This window comes from Flavobacterium sp. WC2509 (assembly GCF_052683105.1).
Genome location: NZ_JBQZFG010000001.1, coordinates 3561374 through 3577812 on the forward strand (window position 1 = coordinate 3561374; position 16439 = coordinate 3577812).

A 16439-nucleotide genomic window follows, 5' to 3' on the forward strand; every position below is an offset into this window, starting at 1 on the left:
TAATATATTATTTTGTTATTCTAAACCAATCGATTTCAACATTTCCAGCATCATTTATAATGCCTTGTCTTAGTGCAACAAAACCAATTTTGGCTCCAATCCATCGGCCTTCTCTAGCTGTAAAAGCTTCGCCAATAGGAGTGAAGTCTTTTCCATTTTCGCTATAATAAAAAGTGCAAATTCCACCTGATTTCACTTTGACTTGTAAATAAAGGCTTTGGTTACTAATCAGAATTGGTTTGCTTTCTTTCTCTGTTCCTTTTTTATCAATATTTTTAGCTGTTTTTTGAGAGAGGTATAATTTACCTGCTTCTTGTTTGAAACAGACATAGCTATAATCCAATCCCATAACGACCAATCCCATACTTTCGCCATCAAATCGTGAATTGAATTTTACTTTTGCAGTAGCAGTAAATTCATTCGATGGCATTTTTTGTAATAGTAAATTAGGTATTTGATAAAGCGTTGTTGCTTCTGTTGGTGCTGGAATACAATTCAAACTATAATATCCCATGCTCGTTGGAAACCCCCAAGTTATTTGAGGATTAGCATGCCATTGCCATTGTAATCCAAGTTTAGTTGAATTGAATTCATCACTATCGGGCGGTGTTTCAATTGGAAATGTTTTTTTGCCTACGTTTGGTTTTTTATAAATAGTAACAGGTTCTCCGATACCGTCTTTATCGTTATCAATCCCAATAACTGGCCAATCGTTTACCCATTTCATTGGTTGTAAATGAACGACTCTACCATAAGCAAATTGATCTTGAAAATGAATAAACCAATCTTCACCAGTTTGAGTTTGAATCCAAGCTCCTTGATGAGGTCCATTTATAGTAGATTTTCCCTGATCCATAACTTTCTTTTTTTCATAAGGGCCAAATACGTTTTTAGATCTCATAACCGTTTGCCAACCAGTTGCTACTCCGCCTGCAGGAGCAAAAATGTAATAATAGCCATTGCGTTTGTAGAACTTTGGTCCTTCAATTGTCGATTCTTCAGCATGACCGTCAATAATCATAACTTCATCTGAATTGGCAATTGTTCCTTCTGAATTCATTGTGCAAATTACCAATTGACTTTTGATACCAGCACGACTTCCTGCAAAGGCATATGTTAAATACGTTTTTCCATCTTCATCCCATAATGGAGTTGGATCAATAAGTCCTTTACCTTCTTTTACCATGACAGGTTCACTCCATGGTCCTTCTGGTTTTTTGGCTTTTATTTGATAAATTCCATAATCAGGGTCTGGGTAATAAATATAAAATTCGTTATTATGATAGCGAATACATGGAGCCCAAACACCATTTCCGTGTTGAACTTTGTCAAAAACTTCTAAAGGCTTTTGTTTTGAAAGTGCATATCCAATTAATTTCCAGTTTACCAAATCTTTAGAATGGAGTATAGGTAAGCCAGGAATACAATTAAAAGAGGAAGCAGTCATATAATAATCATCTCCAACGCGTATAGCATCCGGGTCAGAATAATCGGCGTACAAAATAGGATTTTTATATGTACCGTCACCGTTATCAGATACCCAAACTTGAGAATATTGCTTTTCATTTTTTTCTTGTCCTATTGCTGTTTGAATAGCAATACAATATAAAAAAACAGCTGTGATTTTTGTAAACTTCATTTTAATCGTGGAATATGATTTTTATCTATTCAATTCTAAAGCGGCTAAAATAAATGGACCAGTAGCTTTAGGATCGTTGTCTTTTTTCTTTTCATTCACATAATATTCATACGAACCATCTCTATATGGAGTACCTCCAAGACCAGCCACTTGACAAGCTTGAGTCAAAGTAATTGTTCCATCAGCATCTACTTTTATTAATTGTTTGGTTAAACCATCAAATGCTTTATTAGCTAGTTTTTTATATTCAGCAGGTAAGTATCCTTTGTTTGCTCCTTTTGCAAATGCATAAGCGAACATTGAAGAGCCTGAAGCTTCTAAATAGTTTCCTTTTGCATTCCCTTTGTCTGTCACTTGATACCAAAGACCTGTTTTTTTGTCTTGGTATTTTGCTAAACTTACAGAAACGCTATTTAAATACTTTACTAATTCTTTTTGTTTTGGATGGTCTTTTGGGAAGTAATCTAAAACATCAACTAATGCCATTACGTACCATCCTAAAGCTCTTGACCAATAATTTGGGGAGTTTCCAGTTTCTTTATTAGCCCAAGGCATTTGTTTACTCTCATCCCAAGCGTGATATAATAATCCAGTTTTTGGATCTGTTGCATGCATTTGAATTTGTTCGAATTGTTTGGCTACGTCGTCTAGGTTTTTTCCATTTTCAAAAGTTGCCGTATATTGAGCGTAAAATGGTTCTCCCATGTATAAACCATCTAACCACATTTGGTTTGGATAGATTTTTTTATGCCAAAATCCACCGCCTTGAGTTCTTGGTTGTTGATCAAGTTGTTTGCGTAACAATTGCATTGCTTTTAAATATTTTTCTTCTTTTGTAGAAGCATAAACATTAAAAAGTAATCGTCCAGCAACAACCATATCAATGTTGTATTTGTCGATTTCATATGTTTTGATAGTACCATCTTCTTGAATAAAATTATCTACATAGCTTTTTATATAAGAAGCGTATTTTGGATTAGGATTTATTTTATTTAATTCTTGGAAAGCATATAAAACCAATCCATGAACATAATCCCATTTTGGTGCTTTCGAATCGTCAATCATATAACTTTCAGGATGACGTTTCATTAGTGTCAAAGCCATTTTATCAGACCATTTTAAGTCTTTAGAAATAGTTATTTGACTTTGTGTATCGGTTTTTTTTGCAGGTTCTTGAGCTGTAGTTTTACAGCTAAGAAATGCAAATGAAATAAAAAGCGTAACTGCTTTCAAAGCGTTTGTTTTTCCGTTTACCATGATTATTTATTTTAATATTTAATGTTTTTATTTATCTAATTCGATTACTGCTAAAAGGAAAGCACCTAATCCATGAGAATTGTCTGTTGTTGTTTTTTCATTAAAGTAATAGTCAAAAGAGCCGTCTCTATAAGGATTTCCACCTAATCCTGCACTCGCGCAAACTTGGGTTATGTGGATCGTTCCATCTTGATCTACTTTTATTAATTTGGTAATTAAACCTTTAAAACCATTATTGGCAACTGTCTCAAATTTTGAAGGTAAATATTTTTTATGCGCTCCTTTTGCAAGGAAATAAACTAACATCGATGAACCCGAAGCTTCTAAATAGTTCCCTTTTTTTGTTGCCAAATTTGGAACTTGATACCATAAACCTGATTTGTCTTGGTATTTGCTTACCGCTGTCGCCAATTCGTTTAGATATTGCACGAGTTCTTTTTGTTTTGGATGATCTTTTGGAAAATAATCCAATGCATCGACTAATGCCATTCCATACCAACCAACAGCTCTTAACCAAATATTGGGTGCAGTTCCTGTTTTTGAATTTGCCCAAGGCATTTTTTTGCTTTCATCCCAAGCATGAAAATACAATCCAGTTTTTTTATCAAAAGTATGATCGTGTAGCAATTCGAATTGAAGTGCAACATCTTTTAATTTTTCTCCTCCTTCAAATGTAGTAGTGTAACGAGCGTAAAAAGGTTCTCCCATGTATAATCCATCTAGCCACATTTGGTTAGGGTATATTTTTTTATGCCAAAAACCTCCAGAAGGTGTTCTTGGATGATCTTCAAACTGTCTTCTTAATGTTTGTAATGCAGTAAGATATTTTTGTTCTTTAGTGGTGTCATAAAGATTAAATAATATTTTTCCAGCATTGATAAAATCAATATTGTGATCTTTTGGGTCATAATTTTGAAAAGCTCCATTTTTATCAATCAATTTATCAGCATATGCTTTGATATAATCGAAATATTGCTGATTTTTAGTTTGATTGTATAACTTTTCATACCCAGTTAAAATCAGTCCAATTTTATAATCCCATTTAGGAACAGGGTGATTATCTATCTGCCAAGCTTCAGGATATGTTTTCATTATTGACAATGCCATTCGTTCCGACCATTTTAAAGTTGTCGGAATTGCGATTGTTGCTTTTGTTTCTGTTTTTGCTTCGGTTTGTGCAATAATTTTAGAACTGTTGAAAATCAACAGAATTAAACAAATAATTAAGCTTTTAATACTAGGTCTCATTTAGATTACAATTTGTTGTTTTTATTACTTAAAGATTTTATTTAAAAATTGAGCAGTATATGTTACAGTTTCGTCAAACCAAGGATTCAAAAACCAAAAGGAATGTGGCGAATTTGGTATGGTTTTGACTTCACTATATATTCCGTTTTTGTTTAAAATGGCAATCATATCATCTCTTCCTGCATGAAATCTATCGATACTACTGTTTATAAATAGAGTAGGAGGAGTGTTATTATCGGTGTGTGATAATGCCGATGCTTGTTCCCATATCTCTGGTTTTTCATCATAAGTGCCTCCAAGCCATAATGCAGCAACGGTTCCTTCTTTAGACTCAGGGTGTTTGAAAGCCAAAATGCCATCTATATCTACAATTGCTTGTACATTGGCAGTTGCTTTTGTGTTTTTGTTTTCAAAAAGGCTATTATTATTTGTTGATCCTATTAAAGCTGCCATTTGTCCGCCCGAAGAGTAACCCAATATAGCAATTTTAGTAGTATCTACATTAAATTTTTTAGCATTTGTTTTGATAAACTGAATGGCTTTTTTAACATCAAGAATAGCGGCGGGATATTTCGCTTCTAGCGATAATCGATATTCGATTGTAAAACTTGAAAAACCTTTTGATGCCATTTCTTGTGCAAAGGTTTCCATTTGAGATTTATTTCCAGATTTCCATCCTCCACCGTGTATGATTACAATTGCTGGATTCTTGCGATTTGCCTTAGTGCAGTAGGCGTCTAAATGCAATTCTCTATCTTTTATTTTTGTATAAGTTATCTCTTTTTTCTCCAATACATTAGTGTAATGTTTTGGCTGGACCAAACTAATAAATGGATGATTTTTTAGTTCTTTTTTATAAACACTTTTTGGAGTATAAGTAGTGTCTATACTATAGTTAGTTTGTGCTTGAAGTACAATTGAAGTTAAAAATAATAGTGTTAGTAATTTTTTCATTTTTACTATTGCAAGACTTTTTTAATTTAAAATAGGAGTTTGATTTTTGTCTCAAACTCCTATTTTACTAACTTATAAATAAGTATTTTTTAATTTTAAATTATATATTAAGAGGTTTGCAATAATTGCAAACCTCTTAAATAATTTTATTTTAACCAACGTGGGTCTCCAGTTTTATTGTCAATTATAGTTTGATTTTGAACTTTCAAATTCCCAGTTGCAGCATCTACAAATTTTGGATCTAATGTAGTAAATGATGATTTATCAAGTGTTGTTGTATTAACTACAGGTACTGCAGGTGTAAATAACGCATTTGCATTAAAATAATTATTTGCTATAAACGTAGGAGGTGTAGTTGGGGTAGATGTACCATTTTGGTTCGAATATAGTGCAGTTGGTGTCTCAGCAATCAATGTATTTTTTACAGTAGATGTATTTGATGCAAAACGGAGATATAATATTCTTTTTGCCGCAACCGTTGTGCATACTTTATATAATGTACAGCTATTAATCGATACATTCGAAGTTCCAGTAAAAGCAGCAACAGCATCTAAACGAATAAATTCGCGAGAGTCAGAACAAGTATCAAATGTGCTATTTTGAAGAACAATACTTTTAATGTAAGAAAATCTGACATCTATAAATTCTGCGCCACCATTAGTATTTACATTTCTAATAATGCTATTGTCTATTGTTAATGAATTTATTGTAGAAGTAGCAGTAGTAGCAGTATTGGCGAATAATGATCGACTATAGTCATGAATATAACAACCACTTATTAAAAGATCATTAAAAGTTGCAGCTGAAGAAATTGTTATTACACTTGGATTTGTAAAACCTGATCCTGTTAAATCTAAATCTATTAAAGTGAAATTAACAACACCAGAATTAAGTAAAAAATTAAGTTTCACTTTCGGTTTATCATAACTTTTAAGAGCTCTTATGGTTATTGTCTTAGCCAAAGTTATTAATCCACTTTGTGCTGTGTAATCACCAGATTCTAAATACAGTTTTGCTCCTGATGCAGCATTATTAATTGTAGCAATTAAATCATCTGCTGGGGTAATCACAATACCAGTTGAAGGATCTACCTCTGTTGTAAAAGTTTGTTTACCTCTTACTTTAGAGCTGTTATATAAAGTGGCTGTATAATTTGTTTCACTACTTAACCCTGTTATTGTAGCAATACCATTAGCTTTTTCTGCTGGTGTAATTAAATGAGAAATACTTCCTGGAGAAATAAATATATTAGTTACATTACTATTTGGTACCCATCTAAGAGTCGCCTGTTTAGCTTGTATATCTCCGTTAACAATTGGAAGGAAAAGTTGTTCTGATAATGTGCTAGCAGTTGTAACAGCATATTTAGAATCTTCTAATCCAGGTGTTACAGCTTTTACTCTGATAGAATAATTTGTTTCACCTTCTAACTTAACTAATACAGGTAATTGCGAAGCAGTAACTTCAACCGTTTTGTAAATAGTTGTAAAATTTGGATCGTCAGCACTGAATTCTATTACATAATGATCAACACCAGTATCTACTGTCCAATTTAATTCAACATTTGTCTGAGCTCTTACAGCTGCTTTAAGACCTAATGGAGAAAATTCTCTTGTATTACCAAGACTATCTAATAGTGGCTCATTGTAACTTTCACAGCTAGTAATAGCTAGAATTAGTATTAATGAGGCTATTAATCCTTTTAATATATATTTTATATTCATAGACATAAAAATTTATAATTTATTATTATTTTTTTGTAAGATTTTTAATAACCGTAATCATTAAACAATAGACCATTACTTGAATCAATGAATACTTGCCATATTGGCCAAAATTGTTTGTTATCTGGATTTGCACCAGTTTTGTAAAGAGAATTAATTTTGGTGTCATCAAGGGCAGCCCATGTCATTGCAGTATAATCTACTCCAGGACTTACGGTTTCTCCGCGGTTTAATCCGTAAATGATAAGTGTTGTAGGATCGTCAAGTTTATATTTGAAATATAAAGTACTTGGTACATCAGCGTATTTACCAGTATGTTGTTGTAAATCCTTCATTTTAGACTTAGCAAGATCTAAATTTGTTTTAAGTAAATTCCAACGAATAAGGGCTTGTTTACGTTCCATTTCTCCTGTGAATTCGAACTGATTTTCGTCTACAATTTTGTTAAACATATCTTCCTTACTGGTAATTGCATCAACATAAGCATCAACTTTTAGAGCTTGATCCGCTGAAGCAAATGCTCTTTTGCGTATTTCTTTTAAATAGGGTTTAGCTGCTGCAACTCCTTCCAATTCATTAGCTGCTTCAGCAGCAATTAAAAGAACTTCAGCATAACGCATATAAATTTTATTAACACCGTCGTCATTTGTTGAAGTAACACGACGAGTCATCCATTCATAACGGTATTTTCCAAAATACCATGTATTTAATGATCCTAGTTCCTGTTTTGCAACATTATCTACAGCTGTACCATATTTGTATGGAACGCAAGTTACATCTCTACGAGTATCTTTTTGGTCGTAATCGTAAAACACAAAAGGAAGAGGACCTGCAATTCCACCTTTATTAGCTCCATTAGCTTGAAATTGGTCAACACTAGTGTGACGTACTGCAAACGAAAATAGCATTCTACCTCTACCATCGCCAAAAGGAATTTCCCAAAGTGATTCTCCACCAGCTGTAATAACTTCTTTATTGTAATTTCTCCAGAATGTTTCAAATGATGATTCTAAATGAGCTTTTCCACTTGCAATTACAGCACGAGATTCATCTAAAGCTAGTTTGTACATTGTAGGAACAGAAAGTTCAGGGTCAGTACTTCTGTGGATTCCATCAGGGTACTGCTGAAAACCACTGGCAGCCATCGCTAAACGAGCGCGAAAACTTTTAACAAAAGCTTTGTTAATTCTTTCAACACTTTTTGTAGCTGTTGTCTCATTAGGCCATGGTACTAATGTTGCTGCTTCTCCTAAATCTTTAAGAAGTTGTTTGTAAACTTGGTCACGACTTGATTTTGCTATATATATAGTCGGATTGCTTACAGGTTCAAATCGGAAAGGTACATCCCCCCAAGCTTTCACTAAATCAGCATAATAAATGGCACGTAGTGTTAAAGCTTCTCCTAATAGATATCCTAATTCAGTACCAGGTTCAGGATTACCGTATTGACGAAGTCCGCGTATGCAAAGATTGGCACGTTCAATTCCAGAATACATTTGTGACCAAGCATTGTCAGTTGTATTCATTATTGTATTTGTTGAAAGGGTACTATAGTTTTGTAAATCAGCCCCATCACCTACAGTTGTTGAAGTGTTATTCCATTCGATATCTGTATTTAAACCATAATATGGAAGGAATCTACCTCTGTAAGAATTGGTTTCTCCAAAAGGGACTTTGATTCCATCTATAGCTGCTTTAGCTAGTGCTGGAGAAGAAAAAATTACTGACTCGTCTAGAGTGGATTGTGCTGGTGCATCTAAGTAATCCTCTTGACAAGATGTAAAGAGACTAGCTAAAACTATTCCTGCTATTATTATTGTATGTTTCATCTTTTGATAGTTTTTAATTAGAAATTAAGGTTTAGACCAAAAATAAATTGTCTGCTACGTGGATATGCTGAAGAATCAACACCTGGTGTTAGAGGTGTGGCTCTTCTTGTAGAAACTTCTGGATCTGGTCCTGAATAATTTGTCCATACAAAAACGTTAGAAACTGTACCGTAAAATCTCAATTTAGTAATTCCTAATTTAGAATTAAAGAATTCTGGAGCAGTATAGCCAAGTGTAAGAGTGTTAAGTCTTAAAAAAGAACCATCTTCTACAGCCCAGTCATTAAAAACAAACTGTTTCATATATGGTGACCACATTGTAGTGTTAGCATTTAATGCCGCTAATGCTGTAGGGTCTGTAACTAAGGTACCTGTAGCAGTATCTAGATTCGTCCATCTTTGTCCATCTGCCATTTCTGTTTGTAAATTTCTATATTGTCCATTTAGATTTGAGGTAGTAAATTCAATTTTATTGGCATTATAAATATCATTACCATAGCTCCAGTTGAATGCAGCCGAAAGGTCAAATCCATAAGCATTAGCATTAATTATAAAACCTCCAGTATTCTTTGGATTAGCGTTTCCTATAACAGTTTGGTCTGCGGTCGTTATGACTCCATCTCCATCAAGGTCTTTTAATTTCATGTACCCTGGTTGTGCTGCACCTACAATTGACTCAGAGTTAGCAACTCCTGTTTTTAGGATATATTTACCTCCAACATAATCAAAATCAGATACTTCATAGCGACCATCATTTTTATAGCCATACATTGTACCAATTGATGAACCTACTTTTACAGAATATTCATTTTTAATTTGTGAATTCCAATCACTAGATTGGTAAAAATCACTCATAACTCCAAGAGAGTTGATGCGATTTTCATTGATACCAATGTTAAAAGAAAAATTCAAACCATATTTTTCTTGTTGTATAGCTGCTATGTTTAAAGTAGCTTCGTAACCCGTATTTTGGGTTTCTCCCATATTACGATATTGATTATTATATCCTGCTCCACCTACTGGAAATAATATTAATAAATCTTGTGTTTTATTTTTATACATTTCTAAAGATCCGTTGATACGACTTTTGAAAAAATCAAAATCTAAACCTAAGTTTTGTGTTACAGTAGTTTCCCATTTTAAGTCTGAATTTGCCATAGTTTTTGGTGGTGCCAATTGGTTAGAACTTGCATTTATCCAAGTAGAAGTTCCTGATTGAAAAACTGTAGCTGTTTGTCCAGTCGGAATATTATTATTCCCCGCCTCTCCATAACTAGCTCTTATTTTAAGTGAGCTTATCCAATTTACATCTTTAAGGAAACTTTCTTCAGAAATTTTCCATGCTGCTGCTGCTGCTGGAAAATAGCCCCATTTATTTCCATCTGAAAATTTACTAGATCCATCTGCACGAAAGGTAGCGCTTAATAAATATCTACTTTTATAGTCATATTGTGCACGTCCAAAAAATGAAAGTAATTTATCATCTGGACTATAAAAATTATCAACTGATTGAGCTATACCTTGTGAAGTAAGTTTCTGTGCTTTATCGAAATCAAAATCTTTAGGGAAGGCATGAATAGTAGATGTCATAGTATTTGAAGTTGTGTTTATCATCTCTTCTCCAGCAAGTAGATTTAAGTGATGATCAGAACCTAATATTTTTTTGAAATCATAATTCAGTGTGTTCGCATTTCTAAAGGTTGTATTTTTTTGATCAGTGATTACAAGTGCTGGCATACCTTGGTTTGTTGCAGAAGGAATGTTAGCTACATAATAGGTAGAACGGCCATAAAATCGATAATCTTGATTATTACGGTTATCTAATCCGAATTCTGATTTAAATGTTAGATTATCGATTAATTTCCAAGAAAAACTACCAAGCATATTGAAATTTTTTCGTAGTTGTTGACGATCATTATCTGCAGTTGCTACAAAAGGATTTACAAGATAACTTGAAACCGCTTCATCAGTGTTATCTGTTGTTAATCCTGGTAATGGTATAGGAGAATATCCAACAGCATGACGTAAACGTGAATCGTTTGATGAAGCCTCTTTTTGTTCATTAGCTCCACCACCATTTATTTCAGTATTGGAATAACGCATAGTAAATGAAAGATCGATTTTATCACTAGCCTTACTGTTTAATGCTAACGATAAGTTGTTTCTATTATAATCAGAGCCAATCATGATAGCTTTTTCATCATAATGAGCATAGTTAAAGTTGTAATTAATTTTGTCAGAACCTCCACGGATACCTAAATCACGACTTTTAACTTCTCCTGTACGACCGTAAATTTGTTTTTGCCAATCATCTCCTTTTACACCATCGTATAAATCGTGATCTTGCCATGCTCCGAAATATTTTTGATAGGAGCTAGGGTCACCAGCATTTTTAAGTAAAGCATATTCATATTGCCACTTTGTAAAATCGCCAGATTCAAGAACATCAATATCATTTGCCATTTTTTTCATACCATAGTACATATTGAAATTGGCAGTAATTTTACCGTTTTTACCTTTTTTGGTTGTAAAAAGGATAACTCCATTTGCTCCTCTTGAACCATAAATTGCAGTAGCCGATGCATCTTTCAAAACGGTTTGAGATTCAATATCAGAAGGAGAAATGTCATTTAAACTGTTTACTGGAAATCCATCAACAATTAGTAATGGTGAAGCATCTTGTGTTAAAGAACCTCCTCCACGAACTCTGATCTGAATTTCTGAATCTGGAGAACCTTCTGAAGAAGTTACTGAAACTCCAGCAATACGTCCAGTCAAAGCTTCTGCAACGTTAGCTACTGGATTTCGTCTAAGTTCAGCACCAGAAAGCGTTGCAACAGCACCTGTTAAATCAGATTTTTTGGCTGTTCCATACCCAATAACTACAACTTCGTTTAATGCGTTTGATTCGTCAGCTAAAGAAACATCAAGTTTAGTTCTTCCAGCTGTTTCAACTTCTTTGGTTTTAAAACCAATGAAAGAAAAAGCTAACGTAGCTTTAGAATTTGTAAGTTTTAATTTGTATTTACCATCAAAATCTGAAGATGTACTATTTTTTGTTCCTTTTTCTATAATGTTTACCCCGGGTAAAGTTAAGCCCGCAGCATCTTTAACAGTTCCTTCTATGGTTACTTGCGCAAATGTTTTATTGCTCATGAAAAATACCAGAAAAAGAATAAAGGCAAAATAGTTTTTTGCTCTTTTTTTAAATAAATGGTTATTGTGCATAAATTTGTTTTTTATGAATTAATTATTGGTTTTTTTGTTTTTGTTGATCTGTAATTTTAGTTTTTCATTATTGTTCCATTGATATAAGTGTTTATAAAATTTAAATTGTTTACGTTTTCGATTGAATAAGGTTCTTTTACTTTTTTAATTGTTACATTTTCAAATGTTATATTTTTGATAGGTGATTCTTTATAACCTTTTGCTAATATGCTATACTTTCCACCATTTTCTACTTGTACATTTTCTAAATAGATGTTTTCTATACGAGGTATAAATGTTCCGTTTTGATTACCATGGACATTATAAAACATATCCACTTTTAATACGGCTTCTTTAACCTGACCTATTTCTATATTTCGAACATAAAAGTTTTCTATTAATCCACCTCTTTTAGAATTGGTTTTTAATCGAATAGCAATATCAAGATTTGGACTGTTCATTTTGCAATTTTCGACATATACATTGCTTACTCCTCCAGATATTTCACTTCCGATAGTGACTCCACCATGTCCATCAAACATGGTACAGTTTTGAACAATAATATTTTCACTTTTCATAGCGACTCTTCTTCCATCAGCATCACGACCTGATTTTATTGCAATACAATCGTCTCCAGTATTAAAAGTACAATTTTTAATGATTACATTTTTAGAATATTCAGGATCACATCCATCATTGTTTGGTCCATGACTATTAATATTAACACCATCTACGATTAAGTTCTCTGATTTCATTGGATGAATAACCCAAAATGGCGTATTAATGATATTGATATTTTGAATAAGAATGTTTTTACATTCAAAAAATTCTATAAAATTTGGTCTTAGATAATGTCCTTCTCCAAATATTCTTTTGGAAACAGGCACGTTATTTTCTGCCATTTCTACTAAACTTAATCGATTGAGAGGGTCAGCCTGAGAAGGAGTTCCTTTTTTCCAACCGTACTGTTCGCTGCTACACCAAGGCCACCAGTTTTCACTGCTAGCTTGACCGTTTAATGTTCCTTCCCCTGTAATTGCTACATTTGTTTTTTGATACGCATAGACTAAAGGTGAATAATTCATTAATTCTGTTCCCTCGAAAGAAGTATGTACCAATGGATAATAATCTTTTGGATTTGTGCTGAAAAGAATTTCAGCATCTTTGTCTAAATGAAAGTTCACATTGTTTTCTAAATGAATTGCATGTGATAAATATTTTCCTTTTGGAATTAATACTATACCACCTCCGTTTTTACTGCATTCTTGAATGGCTTTTGTTATTGCTTCAGTATTGTCAAATGTTGTATTAGATTGTGCTCCATATTGAAGTATATTGTATGTTTTATTTGGAAAACTTGGGTATTTTATTGAATTTACAATTGATTCCATTTTTTTCCATTGTTCTTTCGATTGATTGTCTTTTTGTGAAAAAACTGAAAACCCGACAAATAAAGTAAAAATAAGAAAAAATACTGTTTTACTAGAGAAGGTTTTGAAAATTGTATATGTTTTAAATAATTTCATTGAGTTTTATTTTGAATGTATAATTAAAACCATGTAATCGATTGCACAAACGTACATATAAAATTAATATAAACAAAAAAAAGTGCAGTTAAAAAAATAGAAATAAAATTAAAAGTTGATATTTTTACGATATTGTTAGTATATGAGTTTTTTTGAGCGATTTTTGATATTTATGTTGTGTTTTGAAGCGAAAAATATCTAATAAATTAATTTTTGTGCAATCGATAACATTTAAACAGTTTTATTGTTTTTTTTTTATTTATTTTTACCGATATAATTGAATATTTTAAATTCCAGAATGGATCAAAAAACGACTATCTACGATATTGCCAAAGCACTCGATATTACAGCAGCGACTGTTTCCAGAGCTTTAAATAATAATCCTAAAATCAGCGAGGTTACTCGGAAATTGGTATTGGAAACGGCTACCAAAATGAATTACAAACAAAATAGATTAGCGCAATCTCTTCGCTCTGGAAAAAGTAATAATGTTGGTGTTATTGTGCCACGTATTGATAGTAACTTTTTTGCTTCAGTAATTCGTGGAATTGAAGAAGAATTGAACCCAGAAGGGTATCATGTTATTATTTGTCAAACTCATGAAGAGGAAAAGAGACAAATTGAAAACATAACTACATTATTAGATGCTCAAGTTGATGGAATTTTAATGTCTATATCAAATGTTTCAAAAGAAAATGATCATGTGATAAAGAATGTTGTTGATAAGAATGTGCCTTTAATCTTTTTTGATAGAAAGAAAAATATGGATGGTGTGAGTTCTGTAACTATTGATGATTTTGAAGGAGGTTATTTAGCTACAAAGAATCTTATAGAGCAAGGTTGTAAAAGGATTGCTCATTTAACAGGAGATCAATCACTAGAAATATTTTTTAATAGAAACAAAGGATACCATCAAGCTTTACAAGACTTTGGATTAGTATGTAATGAAGACTACGTTTTTCAAACCAAGAGTAATGTAGAAGCAGGAAGACTTGCTGTCGAAAAATTATTAGGGTTGAATCCTCCTCCTGACGGTATCTTTTCTTCGAGTGATTTTGCGGCTTTAGGGGCTATTCAAGAGCTTAAAGAAAGAGGTATATCAATTCCTGATGAGTTTTGTGTTTTTGGTTTTGGAAATGAGCCTTTTACCCGATTTATGGAATTATCAATTTCATCAGTTGACCAGTCACCTTTAGAGATGGGAAAAATGGCTGCTAAAGTCTTTTTGGAACAAATCAATAATACTACTAATGTTAAAATTGAAAAGAAAGTAGTTCTTAACCCTACATTACATATCCGAAAATCTTCTACAAGAATAATAAATTCCTAATTTTTGGAAAATTTTTAAAAAGCAAAAAGCTGTTAGAATTTATTTTCTAACAGCTTTTTTTTAAACAAATAATCTAAAAATTTTGTTATGCTATTATAATGAAACTCCTCTTTTCCAAGGAATAAATACATCTTGTTTCAATTGATCTGCTTTTGTTTCTACGTTTCCGCTTGCCAATTCTATAATGTAATCTACGAGTTCTGCTCCAACTTCGGTTATGTTTTTTTCACCAGTAATCACAGTTCCAGCATTGAAATCGATAATATCAGACATTCTATTAGTTAATGCCGTGTTTGAAGCAATTTTCACAACAGGTGCAACTGGATTCCCCATCGGATTCCCTAAACCTGTGGTAAATAAAACAACTGTTGCTCCTGATCCAACTAATCCTGTGGTACATTCGGCGTCATTTCCTGGTGTATTTAGGAGATTTAGACCTGGTTTTGAAATGTATTCTCCGTAATCCAAAACGTCTACGATAGGTGCAGTTCCACCTTTTTTAGAAGCCCCAGCAGATTTCATGGCGTCAGTAATTAATCCGTCTTTAATATTTCCTGGAGAAGGGTTCATATCAAACCCTGAACCTGCATCTACAACTGATTTTTCAAAAGCTTTCATCAAAGTTAAAAACTTATCTGCTTTTTCTTCATCCACACATCGGTTCATCAATTCTTGCTCAACGCCGCATAATTCCGGGAACTCTGCCAAAATGGATTTCGCTCCCAAAGCTGCAAAAATATCTGAAACAACTCCTAATGCTGGATTAGCAGAAATTCCTGAAAACCCGTCAGACCCACCACATTCGAGACCAATACTTAGTTTTGAAAGAGGAGCAGGTTTACGTTCAATTTTGTTGGCTCTTTTAATAGCTTCATAAGAATCTTTAATCACCATTTGGAACATTTGATCGGTAGTTCCAATTTGTTGCTGCTCATAGATCAAAATTTCTTTATCATTATTCGGACTAATTGTTTTCAATGCATCTTTAAAAATATTTACTTGCAAATTTTGGCAGCCCAAACTTAAAATAGTTGCACCAGCAACATTTGGATTGTTCACATATCCTGCAAGCAGTTTTGCCAACAATTCCGAATCTTGTCGAATACCACCACAACCACCTTGATGGTTGATGAATTTTACTTCAATATTATCTAAAAGATTTTCATTTGATTGTTTCTCAGAAACTTCTTCTATGCTTTTTTCTTCAATTAAAGATCGTAATAAATTTTTATAAGAAACTTCTTTTTTTGGCAGTAATTCATTTTCAAAAATATCTTTCAGTTTTTCTATATTTTTGTTTTCACAAAAAACCAATGGAATAAATAACCAAACATTTTTGGTTCCAACTTGTCCATCAGTACGGTGATATCCGTTGAAAGTTTTGTCTTTCCAACGATCTACATTTGGTGGAGTCCAGCCTAAATTTCCCGTTTTACCAAAAACTTTTTCACTTTGATGTTTTACATTTTCTGTGGTAATTACTTCTCCTTTTTTTATAGGTTCTACAGCTTTTCCTACCAAAACGCCATACATTATAATCTCATCACCAACTGCAAAATCTTTCTCTGTGATTTTATGTTTTGCTTTAACATCAGTTGTTGGTATGACTGTAGTTCCTTCAAACGCAATTTGTTCGTTTTGTACCAAATCGGTTAAAGCGACAATTACGTTATCTGCTGGGTTTACTTTTATTAATTTTTTTTGCATGATAATTAATTTTAGAAAA

At 32.8% G+C, this 16439-nt stretch carries 10 protein-coding genes; 1 reads left to right on the forward strand and 9 read right to left on the reverse strand.

Going from position 1 to position 16439, the window contains the following annotated elements:
• Positions 1–7: 7 nt before the first annotated feature.
• The 8 genes from ACUN3A_RS14900 to ACUN3A_RS14935 all read right to left on the reverse strand — a co-directional run bounded on the left by ACUN3A_RS14900 (position 8) and on the right by ACUN3A_RS14935 (position 13383).
• Entirely contained in the window at positions 8–1639 is a 1632-nt protein-coding gene (locus tag ACUN3A_RS14900) for a glycoside hydrolase family 43 protein (protein ID WP_445552071.1), read from the reverse strand.
• Positions 1640–1660: 21 nt separating this feature from the next.
• Positions 1661–2896: a glycoside hydrolase family 88/105 protein gene (locus ACUN3A_RS14905; protein WP_445552072.1), complete on the reverse strand. Its 1236-nt coding sequence runs from the start codon at positions 2894–2896 to the stop codon at positions 1661–1663.
• 27 nt (positions 2897–2923) lie between these two features.
• On the reverse strand, positions 2924–4144 hold the full coding sequence (locus ACUN3A_RS14910; protein ID WP_445552073.1) for a glycoside hydrolase family 88/105 protein: 1221 nt from the start codon (positions 4142–4144) through the stop codon (positions 2924–2926).
• 24 nt (positions 4145–4168) lie between these two features.
• Positions 4169–5098, reverse strand: coding sequence for an alpha/beta hydrolase fold domain-containing protein (locus tag ACUN3A_RS14915; protein ID WP_445552074.1), 930 nt, complete (start codon positions 5096–5098; stop codon positions 4169–4171).
• Positions 5099–5244: 146 nt separating this feature from the next.
• Positions 5245–6822, reverse strand: coding sequence for a DUF5123 domain-containing protein (locus ACUN3A_RS14920; RefSeq protein ID WP_445552075.1), 1578 nt, complete (start codon positions 6820–6822; stop codon positions 5245–5247).
• 44 nt (positions 6823–6866) lie between these two features.
• Positions 6867–8651, reverse strand: coding sequence for a RagB/SusD family nutrient uptake outer membrane protein (locus ACUN3A_RS14925; RefSeq protein WP_445552076.1), 1785 nt, complete (start codon positions 8649–8651; stop codon positions 6867–6869).
• Positions 8652–8668: 17 nt separating this feature from the next.
• Complete coding sequence (locus ACUN3A_RS14930; protein WP_445552077.1) at positions 8669–11878, reverse strand: SusC/RagA family TonB-linked outer membrane protein; 3210 nt, start codon at positions 11876–11878, stop codon at positions 8669–8671.
• 56 nt (positions 11879–11934) lie between these two features.
• Positions 11935–13383: a glycoside hydrolase family 28 protein gene (locus ACUN3A_RS14935; protein WP_445552078.1), complete on the reverse strand. Its 1449-nt coding sequence runs from the start codon at positions 13381–13383 to the stop codon at positions 11935–11937.
• A gap of 298 nt (positions 13384–13681) precedes the next feature.
• Between ACUN3A_RS14935 and ACUN3A_RS14940 the strand changes: the two genes are divergently transcribed.
• Positions 13682–14713: a LacI family DNA-binding transcriptional regulator gene (locus tag ACUN3A_RS14940; protein WP_445552079.1), complete on the forward strand. Its 1032-nt coding sequence runs from the start codon at positions 13682–13684 to the stop codon at positions 14711–14713.
• Positions 14714–14806: 93 nt separating this feature from the next.
• Here ACUN3A_RS14940 and ACUN3A_RS14945 read toward each other — a convergent pair whose 3' ends face one another.
• Entirely contained in the window at positions 14807–16420 is a 1614-nt protein-coding gene (locus ACUN3A_RS14945) for a UxaA family hydrolase (protein ID WP_445552080.1), read from the reverse strand.
• Between the last annotated feature and the right edge of the window lie 19 nt (positions 16421–16439).

What these genes read in the sequence shown, in the direction of transcription:
- ACUN3A_RS14900 (WP_445552071.1), bottom strand. Translation starts at nt 1,639, where the DNA reads ATGAAGTTTACAAAAATCACAGCTGTTTTTTTATATTGTATTGCTATT.
- ACUN3A_RS14905 (WP_445552072.1), bottom strand. Translation starts at nt 2,896, where the DNA reads ATGGTAAACGGAAAAACAAACGCTTTGAAAGCAGTTACGCTTTTTATT.
- ACUN3A_RS14910 (WP_445552073.1), bottom strand. Translation starts at nt 4,144, where the DNA reads ATGAGACCTAGTATTAAAAGCTTAATTATTTGTTTAATTCTGTTGATT.
- ACUN3A_RS14915 (WP_445552074.1), bottom strand. Translation starts at nt 5,098, where the DNA reads ATGAAAAAATTACTAACACTATTATTTTTAACTTCAATTGTACTTCAA.
- ACUN3A_RS14920 (WP_445552075.1), bottom strand. Translation starts at nt 6,822, where the DNA reads ATGAATATAAAATATATATTAAAAGGATTAATAGCCTCATTAATACTA.
- ACUN3A_RS14925 (WP_445552076.1), bottom strand. Translation starts at nt 8,651, where the DNA reads ATGAAACATACAATAATAATAGCAGGAATAGTTTTAGCTAGTCTCTTT.
- ACUN3A_RS14930 (WP_445552077.1), bottom strand. Translation starts at nt 11,878, where the DNA reads ATGCACAATAACCATTTATTTAAAAAAAGAGCAAAAAACTATTTTGCC.
- ACUN3A_RS14935 (WP_445552078.1), bottom strand. Translation starts at nt 13,383, where the DNA reads ATGAAATTATTTAAAACATATACAATTTTCAAAACCTTCTCTAGTAAA.
- ACUN3A_RS14940 (WP_445552079.1), top strand. Translation starts at nt 13,682, where the DNA reads ATGGATCAAAAAACGACTATCTACGATATTGCCAAAGCACTCGATATT.
- ACUN3A_RS14945 (WP_445552080.1), bottom strand. Translation starts at nt 16,420, where the DNA reads ATGCAAAAAAAATTAATAAAAGTAAACCCAGCAGATAACGTAATTGTC.